The 16,863-nt window shown below is 69.5% G+C and carries 16 protein-coding genes; 10 read left to right on the top strand and 6 right to left on the bottom strand.

Annotation, left to right across the window (positions count from 1 at the left end; translation table 11 throughout):
* Positions 1 to 44 precede the first annotated feature (44 nt).
* From WMF29_RS25320 to WMF29_RS25345, 6 genes are all read left to right on the top strand, one after another.
* Entirely contained in the window at positions 45 to 899 is an 855-nt protein-coding gene (locus WMF29_RS25320) for a polyphosphate polymerase domain-containing protein (protein WP_272093583.1), read from the top strand.
* Positions 896 to 1,588: a DUF4956 domain-containing protein gene (locus WMF29_RS25325; protein WP_437322715.1), complete on the top strand. Its 693-nt coding sequence runs from the start codon at positions 896 to 898 to the stop codon at positions 1,586 to 1,588. The genes WMF29_RS25320 and WMF29_RS25325 overlap by 4 nt, the downstream gene beginning before the upstream one ends.
* A 101-nt stretch (positions 1,589 to 1,689) precedes the next feature.
* On the top strand, positions 1,690 to 2,076 hold the full coding sequence (locus tag WMF29_RS25330) for a VOC family protein (RefSeq protein WP_437322716.1): 387 nt from the start codon (positions 1,690 to 1,692) through the stop codon (positions 2,074 to 2,076).
* Between the two features lie 908 nt (positions 2,077 to 2,984).
* A complete protein-coding gene (locus tag WMF29_RS25335) occupies positions 2,985 to 4,001 on the top strand; it encodes an SUMF1/EgtB/PvdO family nonheme iron enzyme (RefSeq protein ID WP_437322717.1) in 1,017 nt (338 codons plus the stop codon).
* A gap of 530 nt (positions 4,002 to 4,531) precedes the next feature.
* Positions 4,532 to 5,935, top strand: coding sequence for an endo-1,4-beta-xylanase (locus WMF29_RS25340; protein ID WP_437322718.1), 1,404 nt, complete (start codon positions 4,532 to 4,534; stop codon positions 5,933 to 5,935).
* Positions 5,936 to 5,983: 48 nt separating this feature from the next.
* The gene (locus WMF29_RS25345; protein WP_437322719.1) at positions 5,984 to 6,616 is read left to right on the top strand and encodes a DUF6151 family protein; all 633 of its coding nucleotides are present in this window, start codon (positions 5,984 to 5,986) and stop codon (positions 6,614 to 6,616) included.
* Between the two features lie 46 nt (positions 6,617 to 6,662).
* Here WMF29_RS25345 and WMF29_RS25350 read toward each other — a convergent pair whose 3' ends face one another.
* Both WMF29_RS25350 and WMF29_RS25355 read right to left on the bottom strand, forming a co-directional pair.
* On the bottom strand, positions 6,663 to 7,796 hold the full coding sequence (locus WMF29_RS25350; RefSeq protein ID WP_437322720.1) for an endonuclease/exonuclease/phosphatase family protein: 1,134 nt from the start codon (positions 7,794 to 7,796) through the stop codon (positions 6,663 to 6,665).
* A 120-nt stretch (positions 7,797 to 7,916) separates the two neighbouring features.
* Positions 7,917 to 8,612 (bottom strand): MmcQ/YjbR family DNA-binding protein, encoded by a 696-nt coding sequence (locus tag WMF29_RS25355; protein WP_437322721.1) that lies wholly within the window; start codon positions 8,610 to 8,612, stop codon positions 7,917 to 7,919.
* 105 nt (positions 8,613 to 8,717) lie between these two features.
* On the opposite strand from WMF29_RS25355, the gene manA reads away from it, so the two are divergent.
* The gene (gene manA / locus WMF29_RS25360; protein ID WP_437322722.1) at positions 8,718 to 9,938 is read left to right on the top strand and encodes a mannose-6-phosphate isomerase, class I; all 1,221 of its coding nucleotides are present in this window, start codon (positions 8,718 to 8,720) and stop codon (positions 9,936 to 9,938) included.
* Between the two features lie 49 nt (positions 9,939 to 9,987).
* Here manA and WMF29_RS25365 read toward each other — a convergent pair whose 3' ends face one another.
* Genes WMF29_RS25365 through WMF29_RS25380 form a run of 4 tightly spaced genes read right to left on the bottom strand, consistent with a single transcriptional unit; the run spans position 9,988 to position 13,773 of the window.
* Positions 9,988 to 10,344, bottom strand: a complete 357-nt coding sequence (locus WMF29_RS25365) for a hypothetical protein (RefSeq protein ID WP_437322723.1) — start codon at positions 10,342 to 10,344, stop codon at positions 9,988 to 9,990.
* Positions 10,341 to 11,114, bottom strand: a complete 774-nt coding sequence (locus WMF29_RS25370; RefSeq protein ID WP_437322724.1) for a nitrate reductase cytochrome c-type subunit — start codon at positions 11,112 to 11,114, stop codon at positions 10,341 to 10,343. The genes WMF29_RS25365 and WMF29_RS25370 overlap by 4 nt, the downstream gene beginning before the upstream one ends.
* On the bottom strand, positions 11,111 to 13,534 hold the full coding sequence (locus WMF29_RS25375) for a molybdopterin-dependent oxidoreductase (RefSeq protein WP_437322725.1): 2,424 nt from the start codon (positions 13,532 to 13,534) through the stop codon (positions 11,111 to 11,113). The genes WMF29_RS25370 and WMF29_RS25375 overlap by 4 nt, the downstream gene beginning before the upstream one ends.
* Positions 13,531 to 13,773 carry a hypothetical protein gene (locus tag WMF29_RS25380; RefSeq protein ID WP_437322726.1) on the bottom strand — a complete coding sequence of 81 codons (243 nt, stop codon included), beginning with the start codon at positions 13,771 to 13,773 and terminating at the stop codon, positions 13,531 to 13,533. The genes WMF29_RS25375 and WMF29_RS25380 overlap by 4 nt, the downstream gene beginning before the upstream one ends.
* A gap of 299 nt (positions 13,774 to 14,072) precedes the next feature.
* On the opposite strand from WMF29_RS25380, the gene WMF29_RS25385 reads away from it, so the two are divergent.
* The 3 genes from WMF29_RS25385 to dsrP are packed head-to-tail and all read left to right on the top strand — an operon-like array spanning position 14,073 to position 16,849.
* The gene (locus WMF29_RS25385; protein WP_437322727.1) at positions 14,073 to 14,660 is read left to right on the top strand and encodes a hypothetical protein; all 588 of its coding nucleotides are present in this window, start codon (positions 14,073 to 14,075) and stop codon (positions 14,658 to 14,660) included.
* Positions 14,657 to 15,559, top strand: coding sequence for a 4Fe-4S dicluster domain-containing protein (locus tag WMF29_RS25390; protein WP_437322728.1), 903 nt, complete (start codon positions 14,657 to 14,659; stop codon positions 15,557 to 15,559). Before WMF29_RS25385 ends, WMF29_RS25390 begins: the two co-directional genes overlap by 4 nt.
* Positions 15,560 to 15,574: 15 nt before the next feature.
* The gene (gene dsrP / locus WMF29_RS25395; RefSeq protein ID WP_437322729.1) at positions 15,575 to 16,849 is read left to right on the top strand and encodes a sulfate reduction electron transfer complex DsrMKJOP subunit DsrP; all 1,275 of its coding nucleotides are present in this window, start codon (positions 15,575 to 15,577) and stop codon (positions 16,847 to 16,849) included.
* Positions 16,850 to 16,863 lie beyond the last annotated feature (14 nt).

The following is a 16,863-nucleotide window of genomic DNA, read 5'->3' on the forward strand; positions in this document are numbered from 1 at the left end:
CGTGGACCAGAGATGAATTCCGCTTGCGGACGCGGGTGAAATTTGTGTCATTATTGCGTGGCTACCGTAACAATTTCGCGACGCGCGGCAGCGCGGCGCTCTTGCCCTTGACGACCGAGGAGGCGAGAGTCCTGGACGTCATCGAACGATACGAGTTCAAGTACCTGGTGCCGGAGCGCCTCGTCCCGGATATCCGGGCCACGGCCTGCTCGGTCGGCCGGATTGACCGGTACGCCGGCCCGGACGGCGTGTACCGCATCCGGTCGCTCTACCTCGACACACGCGGGTTCGACCTCTACTGGGCCAACGCCCGCGAGCAGCGCGACCGCTTCAAGCTGCGGGTGCGCAACTATCCTGGGAAGACCAGCCCGGCCTTCCTGGAGGTGAAGCGGCGCGTCCAGGATGTGATCATCAAGTCGCGCGCGGCGGTGCCGGCGAGCGATTGGCGCGATCTGCTCGCGCCCGGCCGCCCCCCCTCGCTCGATCGGCTCTCGCCGGGCGCGCGGAAGGCCGCGGAGAAGTTCATCGGCGCGTTCCACCGCCACGACCTCAGGCCGGCGCTCCTCGTCGACTACGAGCGCGAGGCCTACGAGAGCACCATCGACACCTACGCGCGCCTGACGTTCGACCGGAAGATCGTCTGTCAGCGCAGGGAGACGATGGATCTCGACGCCTCCGAAGGGGGGTGGCGCCCGGTCGACCACCCCGTCCAGACGCAGACGCCCGAGCCCGTCTGCGTGCTCGAGCTCAAATTCGAGCGCAGGCCGCCGCCGTGGATGGTGGCGCTCGTGCGACGCCTCGACCTCGTCCGGCACTCGTTCTCCAAGTACTGCTACGGCGTCACCGCGCAGCTGACGCTGCCGGAGGCGCGGTCGGCCCGGGTCGCAGGGTGGCAATGATGGACTGGCTCGCGGCGCTCTCGCACGGCGGGACCGTCGAGTGGCGCGAGGCGCTCATCTCCCTGCTCGTCGCCTTCGGGCTCACGCAGGGCATCGCCGGCGTCTACATGCTCACGTTCCGCGGCCTCTCCTACTCCCGGACGGTCGTCCAGAGCATGGCGCTCGGCAGCATCATCACGTGCACGCTCATGCTCGCCGTCGGCAACAACATCGCGGCCGGCATCGGGATCGCGGGGGGCGTCTCCGCGATCCGGTTCCGCACCACGATGCGCGATCCGCGCGACGTCGTGTTCGTCTTCGCGTCGCTCACCATCGGCATGGCGAGCGGCGCGCGGGCCTACGGCGCGGCGATCGCGGGGGCGGCGATGTTCGGCGTCGCGACGCTCTTGCTCCACGTCACCGGCTACGGGTCGCGCCGGCAGCCGGACGGGCTGCTCCGGTTCGTGGCGCCGGCCGGCCAGGCCGGCACGGAGATCGCCGGCGCGATCGCGGGCATCCTCCGCGAGCACTGCGGCACCTTCTCGCTCGTCACCCTGCGCGAGGCGGCGCAGGGCACCGTCATGGAGCACGCCTACCAGATCCGCGTTCGCCACCCCGACCTGCGGGCCGGCCTCGTGACGAGCCTGCAGGCGTTGCCCGGCGTGGCGGACGTGAGCCTGATGCTCCAGGAGCCGACGCTGGACCTCTGACCACGGCGACGCACCCTGTCCGCTGATGCGCAGGCAGCAATCTCACTCACCTGGGCGCATCACGTCGCGGCCACACCGTGGTAGCCGTGGTAACAGAGCGCATGCACAAGAGTCGCCTGGCCGGGTTCATCATCGACTGCCGAACCGACGATCTCGATAGCGCCGCGCGTTTCTGGAGCGCGGCGCTCGGGATGCGATCGCGCGGCCGGGACGGCGAGGCCTACGTCCGCCTGGACGCGTCTGCGCGCGATCTTTCGGTCGAGGTGCAGAGCGTGAAGCACGGGAGCCGCGTTCACCTCGACATCGAGACCGACGACGTCGAAGCCGAGGTGCGCCGCCTCGAGCGGCTCGGCGCCAAGCGGGTCACGCAGGCCTCGACGTGGTGGGTGCTCGAGGCGCCGACCGGCCAGCGCTTCTGCGTGGTGAGGACCGCTCACCCGGACGCGCCCGGCTTCTCCACGTGGGACGACGAGGGGAACCCCGCGTAGAAGCGGCGGCCCTGGCCCCGACGCCCGCCGATGGGCAATTCGACGGTGAGCGTCGCGCATCCGCCCGCCGCGCTCCGCATGCCGCCATGCGCTGCGACGAAGCGTCGTGCGATGAACAGGCCAAGACCCCACCTCGGGAGCTCCACACGGACGTCGCGCATTCGAGGCGATCGGAGAGGCGATCCCGACGAGCTCTCCGAGCCGCTCCAGCGGGTGATTCGAGAACTCCATGAGCTCGAAACACGATGTCCTTGATCTCGCGGAGCCCCCTCGCCCCGCGCCCCTCAAGCTCGCTGGCCACCAGGAGGCCTGCGCCAGCGCTCGCGGTGCACACCGCGGCTTCCAGACCTGCAAGTAGCCATGCAGTTCCGCGGATACTGGACGCGCGCTGACCTCCTGACGTGGCCCGCCTGTGGCCTCGGCGTGCCGGCGCGACAGAGGGGAGAGGCCCGGATCCCCGCCTGAGCCCTCCGGTCGCGACGTGACGGCGCGCGACGCCCTCGCCCGACGGCGCGGCCGCCGGCCAGGACAGCTCGGCCGGCACGCGCGCAAAGGCCGGCGGCCAGCCAGCCACCCGCGCAAGAAGCAGAGGCAGGGCGCGCATATCGCGCGCGGGCCGGTGTGCCGGGGTGGCCGCGCTGGCCGGCCATCCCTGGACCACCGGGCGGCCACGCCACGGGACAAAGCAACGGCCAACAGCCCTGTAACCCGGCTTTTCCGGGGTAAGGCCGCAGGCCGAGATTTTGCAGTGCCTCCCGATGGCTCCCGACGCTCGCGGAGAAATCGAGGCGAGCCCGGGTCAGCATCAATTTTGGCCCACGCCTGTAGGCTGATGTAGCCAAACGTGGGAAGAGGTTAACGTGCGTATCCTGGGCTTCACGGTACTGACACTGCTTGGCGTTGCGACCTTGAGCTGCACCGGTCCCTCGTACAGCGACGGGAGCGGGGGCGGAGGTGGAGGCGACGCCCGGCACGCCGAGATTCCCGAGAAGTCGGCGGAGATGACCGACCCGCTGCCGGTCGAGACGACCGCGACGAAGGCGGAGATGACCGACCCGCTGCCGGTCGAGATGCCGGCGGCAGAGGTGGAGAACTCGGACCCCCTGCCGGTCGAGCCTCCAGCCGCAGAGAGCGACGAGCCGCCGGGCCAGCCGACGATGATCGAGGTGCCGATCGCGCTGCCCGGCTCGACCCAGGGCTGCCCCGACGGGATGGTGCGGGTGGAGGGCGAGTATTGCAGCGCCGTGGTGCAGGAATGCCTCGAGTACCATCCCGAATGGACAAAGCGCCACGGCGAGCCGGGGGTCGCCGCCCGATGCTTGCGATTCCGCGAGCCGTCGCGGTGCGTCGCCGGGAAGACCGAGCATCTCTCGTTCTGCATGGACCGGTACGAGTACCCGAACGTCCCGGGCGCGCTGCCGCGCACGCTGACCTCGTGGGAGCAAGCCGCCGGGCTCTGCGCGGAGCAGGGCAAGCGGCTCTGCACCGAGGCCGAGTTCAATTTCGCCTGCGAAGGTCCCGAGTCGCTGCCTTACGTCTACGGCTACGAGCGGAATGCCGAGACGTGCAATCAGGACCGAGACTACCGCTTTCCCGACCACTCCCAGCGGCTGCTCCACTACGAAGCGTGCAAGCAGAACGCGCGATGCGCCGCCGAGCTCGCGCGCCTGGACGGCCGCGAGCCCGCCGGCGGGCGCGCGGAGTGCGCCTCGTGGGCGGGCGTCTTCGACCTGAACGGCAACGTCAACGAGTGGGTGGTGCGCACCGATCAGAAGGCCCCTTACCGCAGCGGACTCAAGGGCGGATGGTGGGGTCCGATCCGGAGCGCATGCCGCCCGATGACGACCTTTCACAAGGAAGACGATTACGGCTACGAGGTCGGCTTCCGCTGCTGCGCGGACGCCGAGACACACCCCGCGGGGTGAGCGCGGCCCGCGGGCCACGCATCCACCCGGGCTTCTGACCTCGCGCCCGCACGCCGCGGGAGCAACGGTATCCCCCCGAGCGCACGGCTCGGCCATCGAACCACCGTTGCAGTTGCAGTTCCCGAGCGGCGGACGGAGCGCACGTCGTTCCGTCGCGGGCCAGTGAATGCAACGGGACTGTATCAGAGAGCCGATCGCGCGAAGCGCTTGACATCGCATCCCATGTGCATGCTTAAGTCAGGTGTCATGCTCGGCCTCGTCTCGCGCCGGGTATGGCGTCTGTAAATCTTTCTTCGACAGTCACGGTGTGATCGTGCAACGGCCATTGTCGATCGCATATCGCTCTGGCCACAATCTTACAAATTCGACCCGATGGGCGGCAGGGCTCGCAGACGCAACTCTGTTTTACTTATTCGCCTTGAACGCACTCTTGCGGCTCCGCCGGCCGGATCATGGAGGACCTTATGCGGTTCGCTCGCTTATTTGGCCCTATCTCCTTTTCGTTCGCGTGCTGCCTGGTCGCCTGCGCCATGGAACCTGCTGACCTGGAGGACAGCGACGCCCTCGAGTCGGGGTTGAGCAGCCCGGACAACACGATGAAGGCCGAGCTCACGTTCCAGTCGCAATGGACCGGCGGGTACTGCGCGAACGTGACGGTGACGAACACGAGCAACAGCGCGGCCACGTCGTGGGGCCTGGTCGTCGGGCTCAACGGCGCCACGCTGGCCAACCTGTGGAACGCGCGCTCCACGACGTCGGGCGGGCAGCTGAACGTCACCAACGAGAGCTACAATGGCTCGCTGGCCGCGGGCCGTTCGACGTCATGGGGGTTCTGCGCGAACGGCACCGGGAGCCCCACGATCGTCTCGGTCAAGGGCAATGGAGGCTCGAGCACCAGCACGAGCACTTCCTCATCGAGCAGCAGCAGCTCGAGCTCCTCGTCGAGCAGCAGTTCAAGCTCCTCATCGAGCTCCTCGACGAGCAGCGGCGCGGGCGGCTCCGGCGGCGCGGGTGGCTCCGGCGGCTCGGGCGGCTCCGGCGGCTCCGGCGGCTCGGGTGGCGGTACCCCGACCGGCGCGAAGTTCGTGGGCAACATCACGACGAACGGCGCCGTGCGCACCGGCTTCGCGAACTACTGGAACCAGATCACGCCCGAGAACGAGGGCAAGTGGGGCTCCGTCGAGAGGAGCCGCGGCCAGAAGGACTGGAGCAAGCTCGACGCGATCTACAAGTACGCGAAGGACAACGGCATCGTGTTCAAACAGCACACGTTCGTCTGGGGCGCCCAGCAGCCCGACTGGCTCGCGGGGCTCTCCGGGTCGGAGCAGCAGGCGGCCGTGAGGGACTGGATGCGGTCGTTCTGCACGCGCTACCCGGATACGAAGTACATCGACGTCGTCAACGAGCCGCCGCCCCATACGACGCCCTCTTACAAGAACGGCATCGGCGGCGACGGGGCCAGCGGCTATGACTGGATCGTCAACTCCTTCAAGTGGGCTCGCGAGTTCTGCCCGAACGCGAAGCTGATACTCAACGACTACAACAACATCGAGTACGAGAGCGAGCACCAGAACTTCATGCGGATCGCGAGGGCGGTGATCAACGCAGGCGCCCCGGTCGACGCGCTCGGCGCGCAGGCCCACGACGCATTCAAGCTCAACACCAACACGGTGAAGGGGTACATCGACAAGCTCGCGTCGCTGGGCAAGCCCGTGTACATCACCGAGTACGATATCGGCATCGCGAGCGACGAGGAGCAGCGCCGGGTGATGCAGGAACAGTTCACGATGTTCTGGAACCACCCTTCCGTCCCCGGCATCACGCTGTGGGGTTACATCGTCGGCTCCACCTGGAGGGCCAACACAGGCCTCCAGCAGCCGAACGGCACCATGCGGCCGGCCATGACCTGGCTGATGGACTTCCTCGACCGCTGACGACCGGAAGCGCGCACGGCGCGCGTCGAGCCGTGCTATGCGAGCCGGATGTCCAGAGACGTCGAGCTCCAGTGTCGCTGCGGAAAGATCCACGGATGGCTGCGCGGTGCATCGCCGGACGCGGTGAACCGCGCAGTCTGCTACTGCGACGATTGTCAGGCGTTCGCGCACCATCTCGGCCGCGCCGACCTGCTCGATGAGCACGGCGGCACGGACATCGTGCAGGTGGCTCCTTCGGCGGTCTCGTTCGACCGCGGCAGCGAGCTCGTCGTCGCGGCGCGCCTGACGCCCAAGGGCCTCTATCGCTGGTACGCGAGCTGCTGCAAGACGCCGCTGGGCAACACGTTGACGCCGCGGCTGCCGTTCGTCGGCATCGTCACCGAGCTGTTCCAGCAAGCCCCGAGCGCGCTCCCGTGCGACGAGGTCTTCGGCGCGCCGCGCGGCGCCATCATGGGCAAGTTTGCGATCGGCGAGCCGCCGCCCGGGTCGGTGAAGCCGAGCGTGCGCTTTCTCGCGCACGCCGCCCGGAAGCTGCTTGGCTGGACGCTCCGAGGCAAGGCGTGGCCGCATCCGTTCTTCGATCGCGCGACCAGGAATCCGAAGTACCCCATCACGGTGCTGTCCGCGGCCGAGCGCGAGGCGCTGCGTCCGCTGTGCGGCCCGCGTCCGGCGCGCGCATGACGGGCCGGCTCGAGCTTCCCCGGCTCGTCCTCGCGGCGACGCCGCGCTAGCGCTCCCCGCGCCCTTCGCGCGGAGTGCCGCTCCAGCGCAGGTCGGCGACGATGGGGAGGTGATCCGAGCCGAGATCCGGGCCGACCCACGCGCGCTCGGTCGTCCAGCCAGGCCCGGCGAGCACGTGGTCGATACGGACGCCAAACCAGCGCGTGCGCTTCGTCGCGCCGAACCCCAGGCCGGCGCGCGAGAACGCGTTCTCGAAGCCCGCCCAGAAGCGCCGGTAGATGGCGCTGTCGACCGGCATGTTGAAGTCGCCGGCGACGACGACCGGATAGGGCGCCTCGTCGACCCACTGCCGCGCGAGCTCGGACTCCCAGACACGCAATGCGATGACGCGGTCGTGCTCCTCCGCCTGCTTCCACAGGCCGTGCATCAGCGCCTCGATCGCCTCGCGGGGCGTCTCCAGGTGCAGGTTGAGCAGGCTGAAGGTGCGCGTACCGGGCGGGTCATGGGCGCCCGACCGTGGCGCGTCCGGCAGCGCGATGGCGTAGCGGAGGATCGCACCGTGGCCGCCTCTATTCCAGACGTCGCGGCGATCCCTGGACTCGACCTCGAGGAGAGGGTGCCGGCTCACAAGGCACATCCCCTGCTCGACGTGGACGGACCACCCCGGGAATGCAGCGCTCAGCTCCGGCTCCGGCGCCGAGCACTCCTGCAGCGCGAGCACGTCGGGCCGGGTCTCGGCCACGAAGCCCTTGAGTCGATCGATGTTCATGGCGCGGCTCCCCGTGTTGAAGGAGGCGACGCGCAGATCGGCGACGTCGGCGTGTCCGGAGAGGGCCCGGAGCGAGAACGTGAAACCGAGGATCGGCCCGGCCACGATCGCCGATGCCAGCGCCGCCGGGAGGAGAGCGCGGCGCTGCACGAGGAGCGCGGCGGGCACGATCACGAGGAGAGGGAGGGCGACGATCTGGCGCGGGCCGAAGAGAAAGAGCGTCCCTGGCCACCACCGGTCGCCCACGATGGGCAGGGCGAGCCAGATCGACGCGACCGCGAGGAGGTAGAGCACGGCGACGGCGAGCACGAAGAACCGCAGCCGGCGCCAGCGCCGCGGCGGCGAGGGACGCCTGGCGGTGTGCGGTTGCGGCTCGGACGGCGCATCCCTGGATGGCTCGCGGTGGCGCATCGATGTTCCTCCGTCGGCGTGAAGAGTCCGTCTCGACGCGCGGGGGCGGCCAGGAACGCACTCAACCTGACCGGCCGGGCGCGCTGGCCGCCTCCGCTGGCGCCGCCTCGTTCACAAGCGTTACGGGCTTCGCCGGCTCTCCTTCTCCGCCGCCTTCTTGACGAGGGCCGCTCTGTCCGCCGTCTTCTGAGCGGGAGCCCCCTTCTTCGCCGTTACCTTCTTGGCGGGAGATCCCTTCGTCGCCGTCACCTTCTTCTCCGGAGTCCCCTTCCCCGATACCACCTTCTTGGTGGGAGACCCCTTCTTATCCGCGGCCTTCTTCCCCGGAGTCCCCCTCTCCGCCGCAGCCTTCCCCGCTGCAACAGCCGTCGTCCGCACCTCTCGCTGGCTCACCGCCGCACGCTCTCCAGGAGCCCTCTTCGTCCCGGACTCCCTCGGCACCGCCCCCTCCAGCCCCCGCAAAGTCCGCTTCGGCGCCACCGCGCGATAGCTCTCCTCGATCCACTCGAGCAGCATCGCCTCGGGCACGCGATCCTTCGGCCCGAAGCGCGCCGTCACCCAGCCGCTCTTGCCGAGGTTGTACCCCGTCGGCTCCGCGAACGGCAGCATGAGCGCGGCCTCGCCGGACTGCGGGAGCTTGGCCGTGACACGCAGGTTCCCTTCGTGGGTGTTGAGGAAGACGAAGATCTTCCCGCGCACCTTGGCGACACGGTCGCCCCAGGGGAACTCCTCCACGGCCTCGGGATAGGCCAGCGCGGCGTCGCGCAGCCTCGCGAGGATCGGCGTGAACCTCGCGTCGTCCTGGCGCATCGTCATCCGGCGAGCGTAGAGCGCTCGCACGACCTCGTAAAGCCGGAACGGAGCCTGCTCACGGCCCCCTCGAGAGCTGATTTCTGGGGTGCCATGAGGTAGGGTGGCGCCTTGCAGGAGCACGTTATCCCCATGTTTTCGCTCGAGAACCGTGTTCAGGAGTACGCCTGGGGCTCCCGGGACGCCATCGCGACGCTGCTCGGACAGCGCCCCTCCGACAAACCGCAGGCCGAGCTCTGGATGGGAGCGCACCCGGCGGCCTCCTCGTGCATCGAGCTCGACGGGGGCCGCGAGCGCCTGATCGACGCCATCTCCAGGCACGCGGACGCATTCCTCGGCGGACCCGCGCGCGATCGCTTCGGCGCTCGGCTCCCCTTTCTCCTCAAGGTGCTCGCGGCCGACCAGCCGCTGTCGCTCCAGGCACACCCGGACGAGGCGCAGGCGCGGCGCGGGTTCGACGCGGAGAACGCCGCCGGCGTCCCGATCGACGCCCCCGAGCGGACCTACCGCGACCCGCACCACAAGCCCGAGCTCATCTGCGCGCTCACCCCGTTCGACGCCCTCTGCGGGTTCCGGCCGGCCACGGCCCTGCCGGAGGTCTTCGAGCTCCTTGCCGGAGGCCCAGGGGACGCGCTCGTCCCGCGCAGCGCCGATGCGATCGACGCGGCCGCGGTCGCGCGGCTCGTGCAGGGCCTGCTCGCGCTCGAACCGGCCGCCCGGCGCGAGCTCGTGTCCTCGGTGGTCGAGGCGTGCCGGGCGCGCGCCCAGGCGGGCGGATGGCTCGCGCGGGCCGCTGGCTGGGCGCTCCGCCTGCACGAGCTCTACCCGGGCGACGTCGGCGTCGTGATCGCGCTCCTGCTCAACGACGTGCACCTCGAGCCGGGCGAGGCGCTGTACCTGCCGCCGCGCCGTCTGCACGCCTATGTGCAGGGCGTCGGGATCGAGATCATGGCGAGCTCCGACAACGTGCTGCGCGGCGGGCTCACGCCGAAGCGCGTCAACGTCGACGAGCTCATTCGCGTCCTCGATTTCGCGCCGTGGCGTGTCGAGCCCATCGCGCCGCGCCAGGTGGGCGTGGAGTCCTTCTATGACACCCCAGCGCCGGAGTTCCGGCTCTCCCGCATCGAGCTCGACGCCGCGGCCCCCTGGAGGACCGATGACCGCCGAGGCCCCGAGATCGTCCTCTGCACCCGGGGACAGGCCTCGCTGGTCGACGCGCGCGGCGCTGCCCGCGAGCTCGGCCAGGGTGGCTCGATCTTCGTCCCGTTCTCGTCGGGGAGCTACGCCATCGAGGGACACGGCCAGTTCTTCCGGGCCACCGTCGGGCTCTGACGCCGCTTTCTCTGCTCATCGAACGACGGCGCCACGCGGGCGCGACGCGCTATCCGAGGGCATCCTCGATCCGGACGCGCACGAGGCGCACGCCGGAGGGAATCCGGAGCAGCGTATCCCACCACTCCGAGCCCGCGAAGCGATAACGGATCTGCACCCCGAGCGCGGTCCCGTCGACGAGCGCGCGACGGGCGAGGGCGAGCTCGCCGCCCGCGCTGCCGGCCCGCTGGAGATCCCCTGCGCGGGCAGTCGCACCGGCCTTGAGCGACACCGAGACGAGCTCCGCGGCCTCGGCGAGGTCGAAGAAGAGCTGATCGAGGGTCGCCTCGTCGAGCACCGCTTCCTGCAATGGCGGCAGCCGGATCTCGGGGGCGCTCTCCGTCTCATCCACGGTGTGGAGCTTCATGGCCTGTCCGCTCCCATGCTCGGCGGTGGCCACGCGGACAGAGGCCTGGGCGCGCGCTGATCCAGCTCGGCCGAAGGCGCGTGGCACTGGGTGCAGCTCTGCCGATAAGGATGGGTCGAGCGCATCCCGAGGGCGCCATGGACACCATGGCAGCTCGCGCACTCCGAGCGCATCAGCGTCGGGTGCGGGATCGTCGGCGGCGCGCCCTCGTAGGCGCGGGCGCCTCGCCGCGGCGACGCCATGCCCGCAAAGGTGTTGTCGGGCGGAGGCGGCGTCTCCGCGAGCGGCCTCGGGTCGGCGCCGACGACATGGCACTGCGTGCAGCTCTCGTAGCGACGGTGGCTCATCCTGGGCGCGGTGAGGTTCGCGACGCGCAGCCCGCGCTCGTGGCATGAAAGGCAATCCGGGGCGCCGAGCTGCTCGATGCGATGCGGGATCGTGGGCGGCGCGCCGTCGTAGGCGCGGCGGGAGGCGCGCCGCTCGAGCGCCGCCTCTCGATCGGCCTCCGACTGCTCGACAGGCGCGTAGAGATCGGCGTCCGCCGCCTCGAGCCGGGCGAATGCGCCCTCGTACATGCCGGCGTTCGGGCCGTGCGCGCGCTCGCGCATGTCGGCGTAGCTGCGCGCCTCGACGCTCGCCGACGGCGGAGCGGGATCGCCGCGCAGCTCAGCGACCCCCTGCTCCGTGCCGCGGACCCCCGAGAAGTAGCCCGCCGCCGCGACAGCGACGATCGCGGCGAGGCCGACGTGCAGGCCGCGGGCGTCCTTCATCGCGCCTCTCCCCGCTTCGCCTGCGGCTTGCGGCGGATCCTGACCGCGCACTTCTTGTAGTCCGGCTGCTTCGAGAGCGGATCGTACGCCTCGAACGTCGCGCGGTTCACCATCACGGTCTCATCGAAGAACGGCACGAACACCGTGCCAGCCGGCGGCGCGCCCCGGCCCTCGATCCAGACAGGCAGCTCGAGCGCGCCGCGCCGGCTCTCCAGGATCACGACCTCGCCGTCGCCGACACCGAGGCTCCGCGCGTCCTCGCGGTTCATCTCCAGGTACGACTGCGGCATCGCCCGCTGTAGCTGGGGTATCCTCATGGTGAGCGACCCCGTGTGCCAGTGCTCGAGGACGCGGCCCGTGCACAGCCAGAAGGGATACTCCGCGTCGGGCGACTCGGGCGGCGGCTCGTAGGGGTGAAACCAGATGAGCGCCCGGTCGTCCTTGGTCACCGAGTGGTAAAACTGGATCTCGTCCTTCGTGGCATAAGGGTCGTCGAACCGCGCGAAGCGGAACCGCGTCTCACGCCACGAGCCGTCGGGCTGCTCGACGACGGGCCAGCGCAGGCCGCGCGCCTTGACGTACTCGCGGTACGGCGCCAGGTCCTTGTGCTTGAACCGGCTGAACTCGCGGTACTCCTCGAAGAGGTGCTCGTCGACGTTGACGTCGTGGTAGTGCTTGTAGTCCCAGACCGGCACTCCCTTGCCGTCCTTCCGGATGTCGAACAGGAAACGGCCGTCCTTGTCCTTCATCCCGGCGAAGCCCATGTCGTGGAGCTTGCGCGCCACGGCGATGATCTGCCATGCATCGTCCCGCGCCTCGCCGGGCGGCTCGACCATCTTGAACCACTGCTGCGTGCGGCGCTCGGAGTTGCCGAACATCCCGTTCTTCTCGACCCACATGGCCGAGGGCAGGACGAGATCCGCGGCGCGCACCGTGGCCGTCGGGTAGACGTCGGACACGATAAGGAATTTGCCCGGGATCTTGCGGCTCGCGTCGAAGAGCTCGTTGGTGTTCGGCAACGACTGGCCTGGATTGGTCACCATCACCCAGATGGTGTCGATGTCGCCGCCCTGCTCCTTCGGGGTCGAGAAGCGCTTCCAGAGGTCGACCGTGTGGTAGCCGGGCTTCGGGTTGATCCGCCCCTCGGGCAGGTTCCAGAGGTGCTCGGCCTCCTTCCGGTGCTCGGCGTTCGTGACGACGAGGCCGCCGGGGAGCCCGTGGGCGAGCGTGCCGACCTCGCGCACCGTGCCGCAGGCCGACGGCTGGCCCGTCAGGCTGGTCGGGGCGTCGCCGGGCTTGCCGAAATGGCCGCTGAGCAGGTGCACGCCGTGCACCAGATCGTTGATCGCGGTGCCGCGGGTGTGCTGGTTCATCCCCATGCACCAGAGGCTCGTGATCCGCAGATCGCGGCGCCCGAAGAGATCCGCCAGCATCCGGATGTCCTTCGCGGCGACGCCCGAGATCGCCTCCACCCGCTCCGGCGTGTACTCGGCGAGCGCCGCCTTGTACTCCTCGAAGCTCATCGGCTGCCCCTCGAGGGTCGGGGGCTCGGTCCGCTTCCGGAAGTTGCAGAACCTGTCGATGAACGCCCGGTCGAACGTCCCGCGCTCGACGAGCAGGTGCGCGATGCCGTTCGCGATCGCAAGATCGGTGTTCGGCTTGAAATAGAGCGTGTGCTGGCAGAAGGCCGAGGTGCGCGTGCGCCGCGTCGTGAGATCGATGAGGAGCACCTGCTCGCCCCTCGATCGCCGGTCGACGACGCGCGAGAAGAGCACGGGGTGCATCTCGGCCGGGTTGTTCCCCCACATGAGGAGGACATCGCACCTGTCGAGATCCTCGTAGCAGCCGGCCGGCTCGTCCACGCCGTAGGTGGAGAGGAAGCCTGTCACCGCCGACGCCATGCAGAGGCGCGCGTTCGGGTCGATCTGGTTGTTGCCGAGCCCCGCCTTCACGAGCTTGTTCGCCGCGTACCCCTCGGGGATCGTCCACTGGCCGCTGCCGTAGAGCGCGAACCCCGCCGGGTTCTGCGTCGCGCGCCGCGCGATGATCGCGATGGCCTCGTCCCAGCCGATGGGCTCGAGCTTGCCGTTCCTGCGGAGCAGCGGCTTCGTGAGCCGGTCTCTGCCGTAGAGGGCGAGGCCGACGTGATACCCCTTCACGCAGAGCAGGCCCTTGTTGACGTCCGCGCTCTGGTCGCCCGCGACCGCGACCACGCGGCCCCCTCTCACGCCCACCTGCACGTGGCAGCCGGTGCCGCAGAACCTGCACGGCGCCTTGTTCCAGACCACATCGGAGGTGATCCCCGCAGCGGGCGCCGCCTGGGCGGCGGCGACGCCGTCCTTGCCCAGCGCGAGCCGACTGGCGGCCACGGTCGCCGCGCCCATCGCGGAGCACCTCAGGAATTCGCGACGATCCATCATGGCTCCAGATCCGAGAAGTCGACCGAGACCACGTCGACGAAGTCCACGCCGTCGGTGCAGAGCATCCGCTCCACGAGCTCTTCCCCGGCGACCAGGGTCGCTGTCTCGGCGATCGCGGGTAGCCTCGAACCACACGGAGGACCGAGCGAGAGCGCCGCCTCTGCGGCGAGCGAGCGACACGCGCGCGCTCGCGCGCTGGGCTCATCGGAGAGCGTGATGACAAGAGCACTGATGGGCATCGGCACGCCTGGTTGGGGTTGTTCGGGTGGATGCGGTCGAGCGTCGCATGGCAACATCGCAACGTCCGGGCCACACGAGCTCCTCGCCGGAACGCCCGCGCATCGCGGCCTGTCCCTTCGCCTTACCGGAGATCCGCGGCGCACGAGGATCGCCGGGATGCGCAAACGGTGCGTCGGAACGCGCGCCCTGCACCGTGTCGAGCCGCGGGCCTCGGCGCCGCCCCGGACGCGCGCGATGGCACGTGGCGTGCGATGTGGTTCGAGCCGTGCACGCCTCTCTTCATCTTCCCGGAGCCGCCGTGATCCTGGGACTCCTGTGCGTGGCGCACGCGGCAGGCTGCCAGGGTCGCGATCAGCCGCCCGGGCTGCGCCCCGCGCTCGACGCGACGCCGATCGCCTCCGCGAGCGTCCACCGCCCTGACAAGCTCTCGGGTGTCTCGACGGACAAGCGGGACTCCCTGGGCCGGCCGATCCGCGCGGCGTGCGTGACGTGCCATTCGCTCCGCAGGCCCGATGCGCTGCCGACCTCGACGGCGGAGCTCGACGAGTTCCACGTGGGGCTGAGGTTCGAGCACGGCGGGCTGAGCTGCGCCTCGTGCCATGTGATCGGTGAGCAGGACACGCTGCGCAAGGCCGATGGCACGCTCCTGCCGATGCGCGACGCCATGCAGCTCTGCGCCCAGTGCCACGGCCCCCAGCTCCGCGACTACGCGAACGGGGCGCACGGCGGGATGAACGGCAGTTACGCGGGCGGAGCGCGCGTGCGCAACCACTGCGTCGACTGCCACGATCCGCACGTGCCGGCATTCCAGCCGTCGATGCCCGTCCTGCCCCCGCGCGACCGCTTCGTGGCGGCGCCCGGCGCAGGAGAAGGAACCCACCGATGACCCAGACATCCAGGCGCGTCGCGCTCAAGGTGCTCGGAGCCACGCTCGGCGCCTCCGCGTTCGCCCACGCGATGGAGCCGCTCCGCGCGTGGAGCAAGGACCTCTCGCTCGATCAGTTCCTGCAGCGCCACTACAAGGAGCTCACGAGCGAAGAGCTCGCCGAGGTCATCCGCCGCCTCGAGCGGGAGACGCGCGAGGAGTACGGCCGCGAGGTCACGATCCGCGACGTCCGCCCGCAGGAAGGGGTGCAGTTCGGCTACGCGCTCAGCCTGAGCGTGTGCATCGGCTGCCGCAAGTGCGCCGAGGCGTGCCACGTGGAGAACAACCACGATCGGCGCACGAACAACTCCTACATCCGCGTGCTCGAGATGGATCAGGGCAGCTTCGACATGGAGAAGGGCGACGCGACGTACGACCACGCCGTGCCCGCGAAGGGCAAGTACTACATGCCGGTGCAGTGCCAGCAGTGCGACAACGCGCCTTGCGTGAAGGTCTGCCCCGTCCAGGCCACCTGGAAGGAGCCCGACGGCATCGTCGCCGTCGATTACAACTGGTGCATCGGCTGCCGCTACTGCGAGGCCGCCTGCCCCTACCACGCGCGGCGCTTCAACTGGACGAAGCCCGAGGTGCCCGCGGACGAGATCAACCCGGACCAGGGCTACCTGTCGAACCGCATCCGGCCCCAGGGCGTCGTGGAGAAGTGCACCTTCTGCCTGCATCGGACGCGCGAGGGCCGGATGCCGGCCTGCCTCGAGGCCTGCCCCACGGGCGCGCGCGTCTTCGGCAACCTCCTGGATCCGAAGAGCGAGATCCGCTGGGTGCTCGAGAACAAGCGGATCTTCGTCCTCAAGGAGGAGCTCGGCACGCGGCCGCGCTTCTTCTACTTCTTCGACGTCTGAGCGAGCGGAGCCACGATGGGCAAGGACACGCACGCCATCACCTACCCGCGCTTCCTCCTCCGGGTGATCGGCCAGAGCTTCGAGGGCTCGTGGCGCTTCTATCTCTGGATGACCGTGCTCACGGCGATCGCCCTCGTCGGGGCGAACGCCTGGGCCCACCAGCTCGTCGAGGGCATGCGGGTCACCGGCATGAGCGACCACGTCTCGTGGGGCCTTTACATCGCGAACTTCACCTTCGGCGTGGGGCTCGCGGCGGGCGCCGTGATGATGGTGATCCCGGCGTATCTCTACGACGACCACGAGATGCACGACGTCGTGATCCTCGGCGAGCTGCTCGCGATCGCCGCCATCGTCGTGTGCCTCCTGTTCATCGTGGCCGACATGGGGCGCCCGGACAGGTTCTGGCACATCTTGCCCGGGCTCGGGCGGTTCAACTGGCCAATCTCGATGCTGACCTGGGACGTCATCGTCCTGAACGGCTACCTGTTCATCAACCTGCACATCTCGGGCTACCTCATCTACACGAGGTACCTGGGCAGGAAGCCGGACAGGAAGTGGTATCTGCCGTTCGTGTTCCTGTCCATCGGCTGGGCGGTGTCGATCCACACGGTGACGGCGTTCCTCTACTCGGGCCTCGGCGGCCGCCCGTTCTGGAACTCGGCGCTGCTCGCCCCCCGCTTCATCGCCTCTGCCTTCATCACGGGCCCGGCCTTCGTGATCCTGATGCTCCAGCTCGTCGCCCGGCTGACCCGGCTGCGCGTGGGCGACGGGCCGATCCGCACCCTCACCTCCGTGCTCCGCGTGACCGTGCTGCTCAACCTGTTCATGCTGGGCTCGGAGCTCTTCACGTCGCTCTACACCGGCGGCACGCACAGCACCGCGGTGACCTACCTGTTCTTCGGCCTGCACGGCAAGAGCGCGCTCGTGCCTTGGATCTGGTCGGCCGTCGCGCTGAACGTGGCCTCCGCGGCGCTCCTGCACCTCCCGGCGAGCCGCGGGAGCCGGGCCTTCCTCAACGCCGCCTGCGTCGCCGCCTTCGCCGGCGTCTGGATCGAGAAGGGCATGGGCCTCATCATCCCGGGCTTCGTGCCGAGCACCCTGCACGAGCTCGTCGAGTACGTGCCCTCGATGGCCGAGTGGAAGATCACGGCGGGCATCTGGGCCTTGGGGTTCATGGTGCTCACGATCGCCATCAAGGTCGCGCTGACGGTGCTCACCGGCGAGATGTCGGTCGAGCCGCGCTCCGGTGACACCCGCACCGGCGAGCACGCGCCGCCGCTTACGCACTAGGGCTGCTGTGTGGC

Origin of the sequence: Sorangium sp. So ce381 (assembly GCF_051473845.1) — a bacterium.
GTDB lineage: Bacteria > Myxococcota_A > Polyangia > Polyangiales > Polyangiaceae > Sorangium > Sorangium atrum.

Bases quoted from the DNA above. Each gene is read 5' to 3' on its own strand.
- WMF29_RS25325 (WP_437322715.1), top strand. From the start codon at position 896: ATGATGGACTGGCTCGCGGCGCTCTCGCACGGCGGGACCGTCGAGTGG.
- WMF29_RS25330 (WP_437322716.1), top strand. From the start codon at position 1,690: ATGCACAAGAGTCGCCTGGCCGGGTTCATCATCGACTGCCGAACCGAC.
- WMF29_RS25340 (WP_437322718.1), top strand. From the start codon at position 4,532: ATGGAACCTGCTGACCTGGAGGACAGCGACGCCCTCGAGTCGGGGTTG.
- WMF29_RS25345 (WP_437322719.1), top strand. From the start codon at position 5,984: ATGTCCAGAGACGTCGAGCTCCAGTGTCGCTGCGGAAAGATCCACGGA.
- WMF29_RS25350 (WP_437322720.1), bottom strand. From the start codon at position 7,796: ATGCGCCACCGCGAGCCATCCAGGGATGCGCCGTCCGAGCCGCAACCG.
- WMF29_RS25355 (WP_437322721.1), bottom strand. From the start codon at position 8,612: ATGACGATGCGCCAGGACGACGCGAGGTTCACGCCGATCCTCGCGAGG.
- WMF29_RS25365 (WP_437322723.1), bottom strand. From the start codon at position 10,344: ATGAAGCTCCACACCGTGGATGAGACGGAGAGCGCCCCCGAGATCCGG.
- WMF29_RS25370 (WP_437322724.1), bottom strand. From the start codon at position 11,114: ATGAAGGACGCCCGCGGCCTGCACGTCGGCCTCGCCGCGATCGTCGCT.
- WMF29_RS25375 (WP_437322725.1), bottom strand. From the start codon at position 13,534: ATGATGGATCGTCGCGAATTCCTGAGGTGCTCCGCGATGGGCGCGGCG.
- WMF29_RS25380 (WP_437322726.1), bottom strand. From the start codon at position 13,773: ATGCCCATCAGTGCTCTTGTCATCACGCTCTCCGATGAGCCCAGCGCG.
- WMF29_RS25390 (WP_437322728.1), top strand. From the start codon at position 14,657: ATGACCCAGACATCCAGGCGCGTCGCGCTCAAGGTGCTCGGAGCCACG.
- dsrP (WP_437322729.1), top strand. From the start codon at position 15,575: ATGGGCAAGGACACGCACGCCATCACCTACCCGCGCTTCCTCCTCCGG.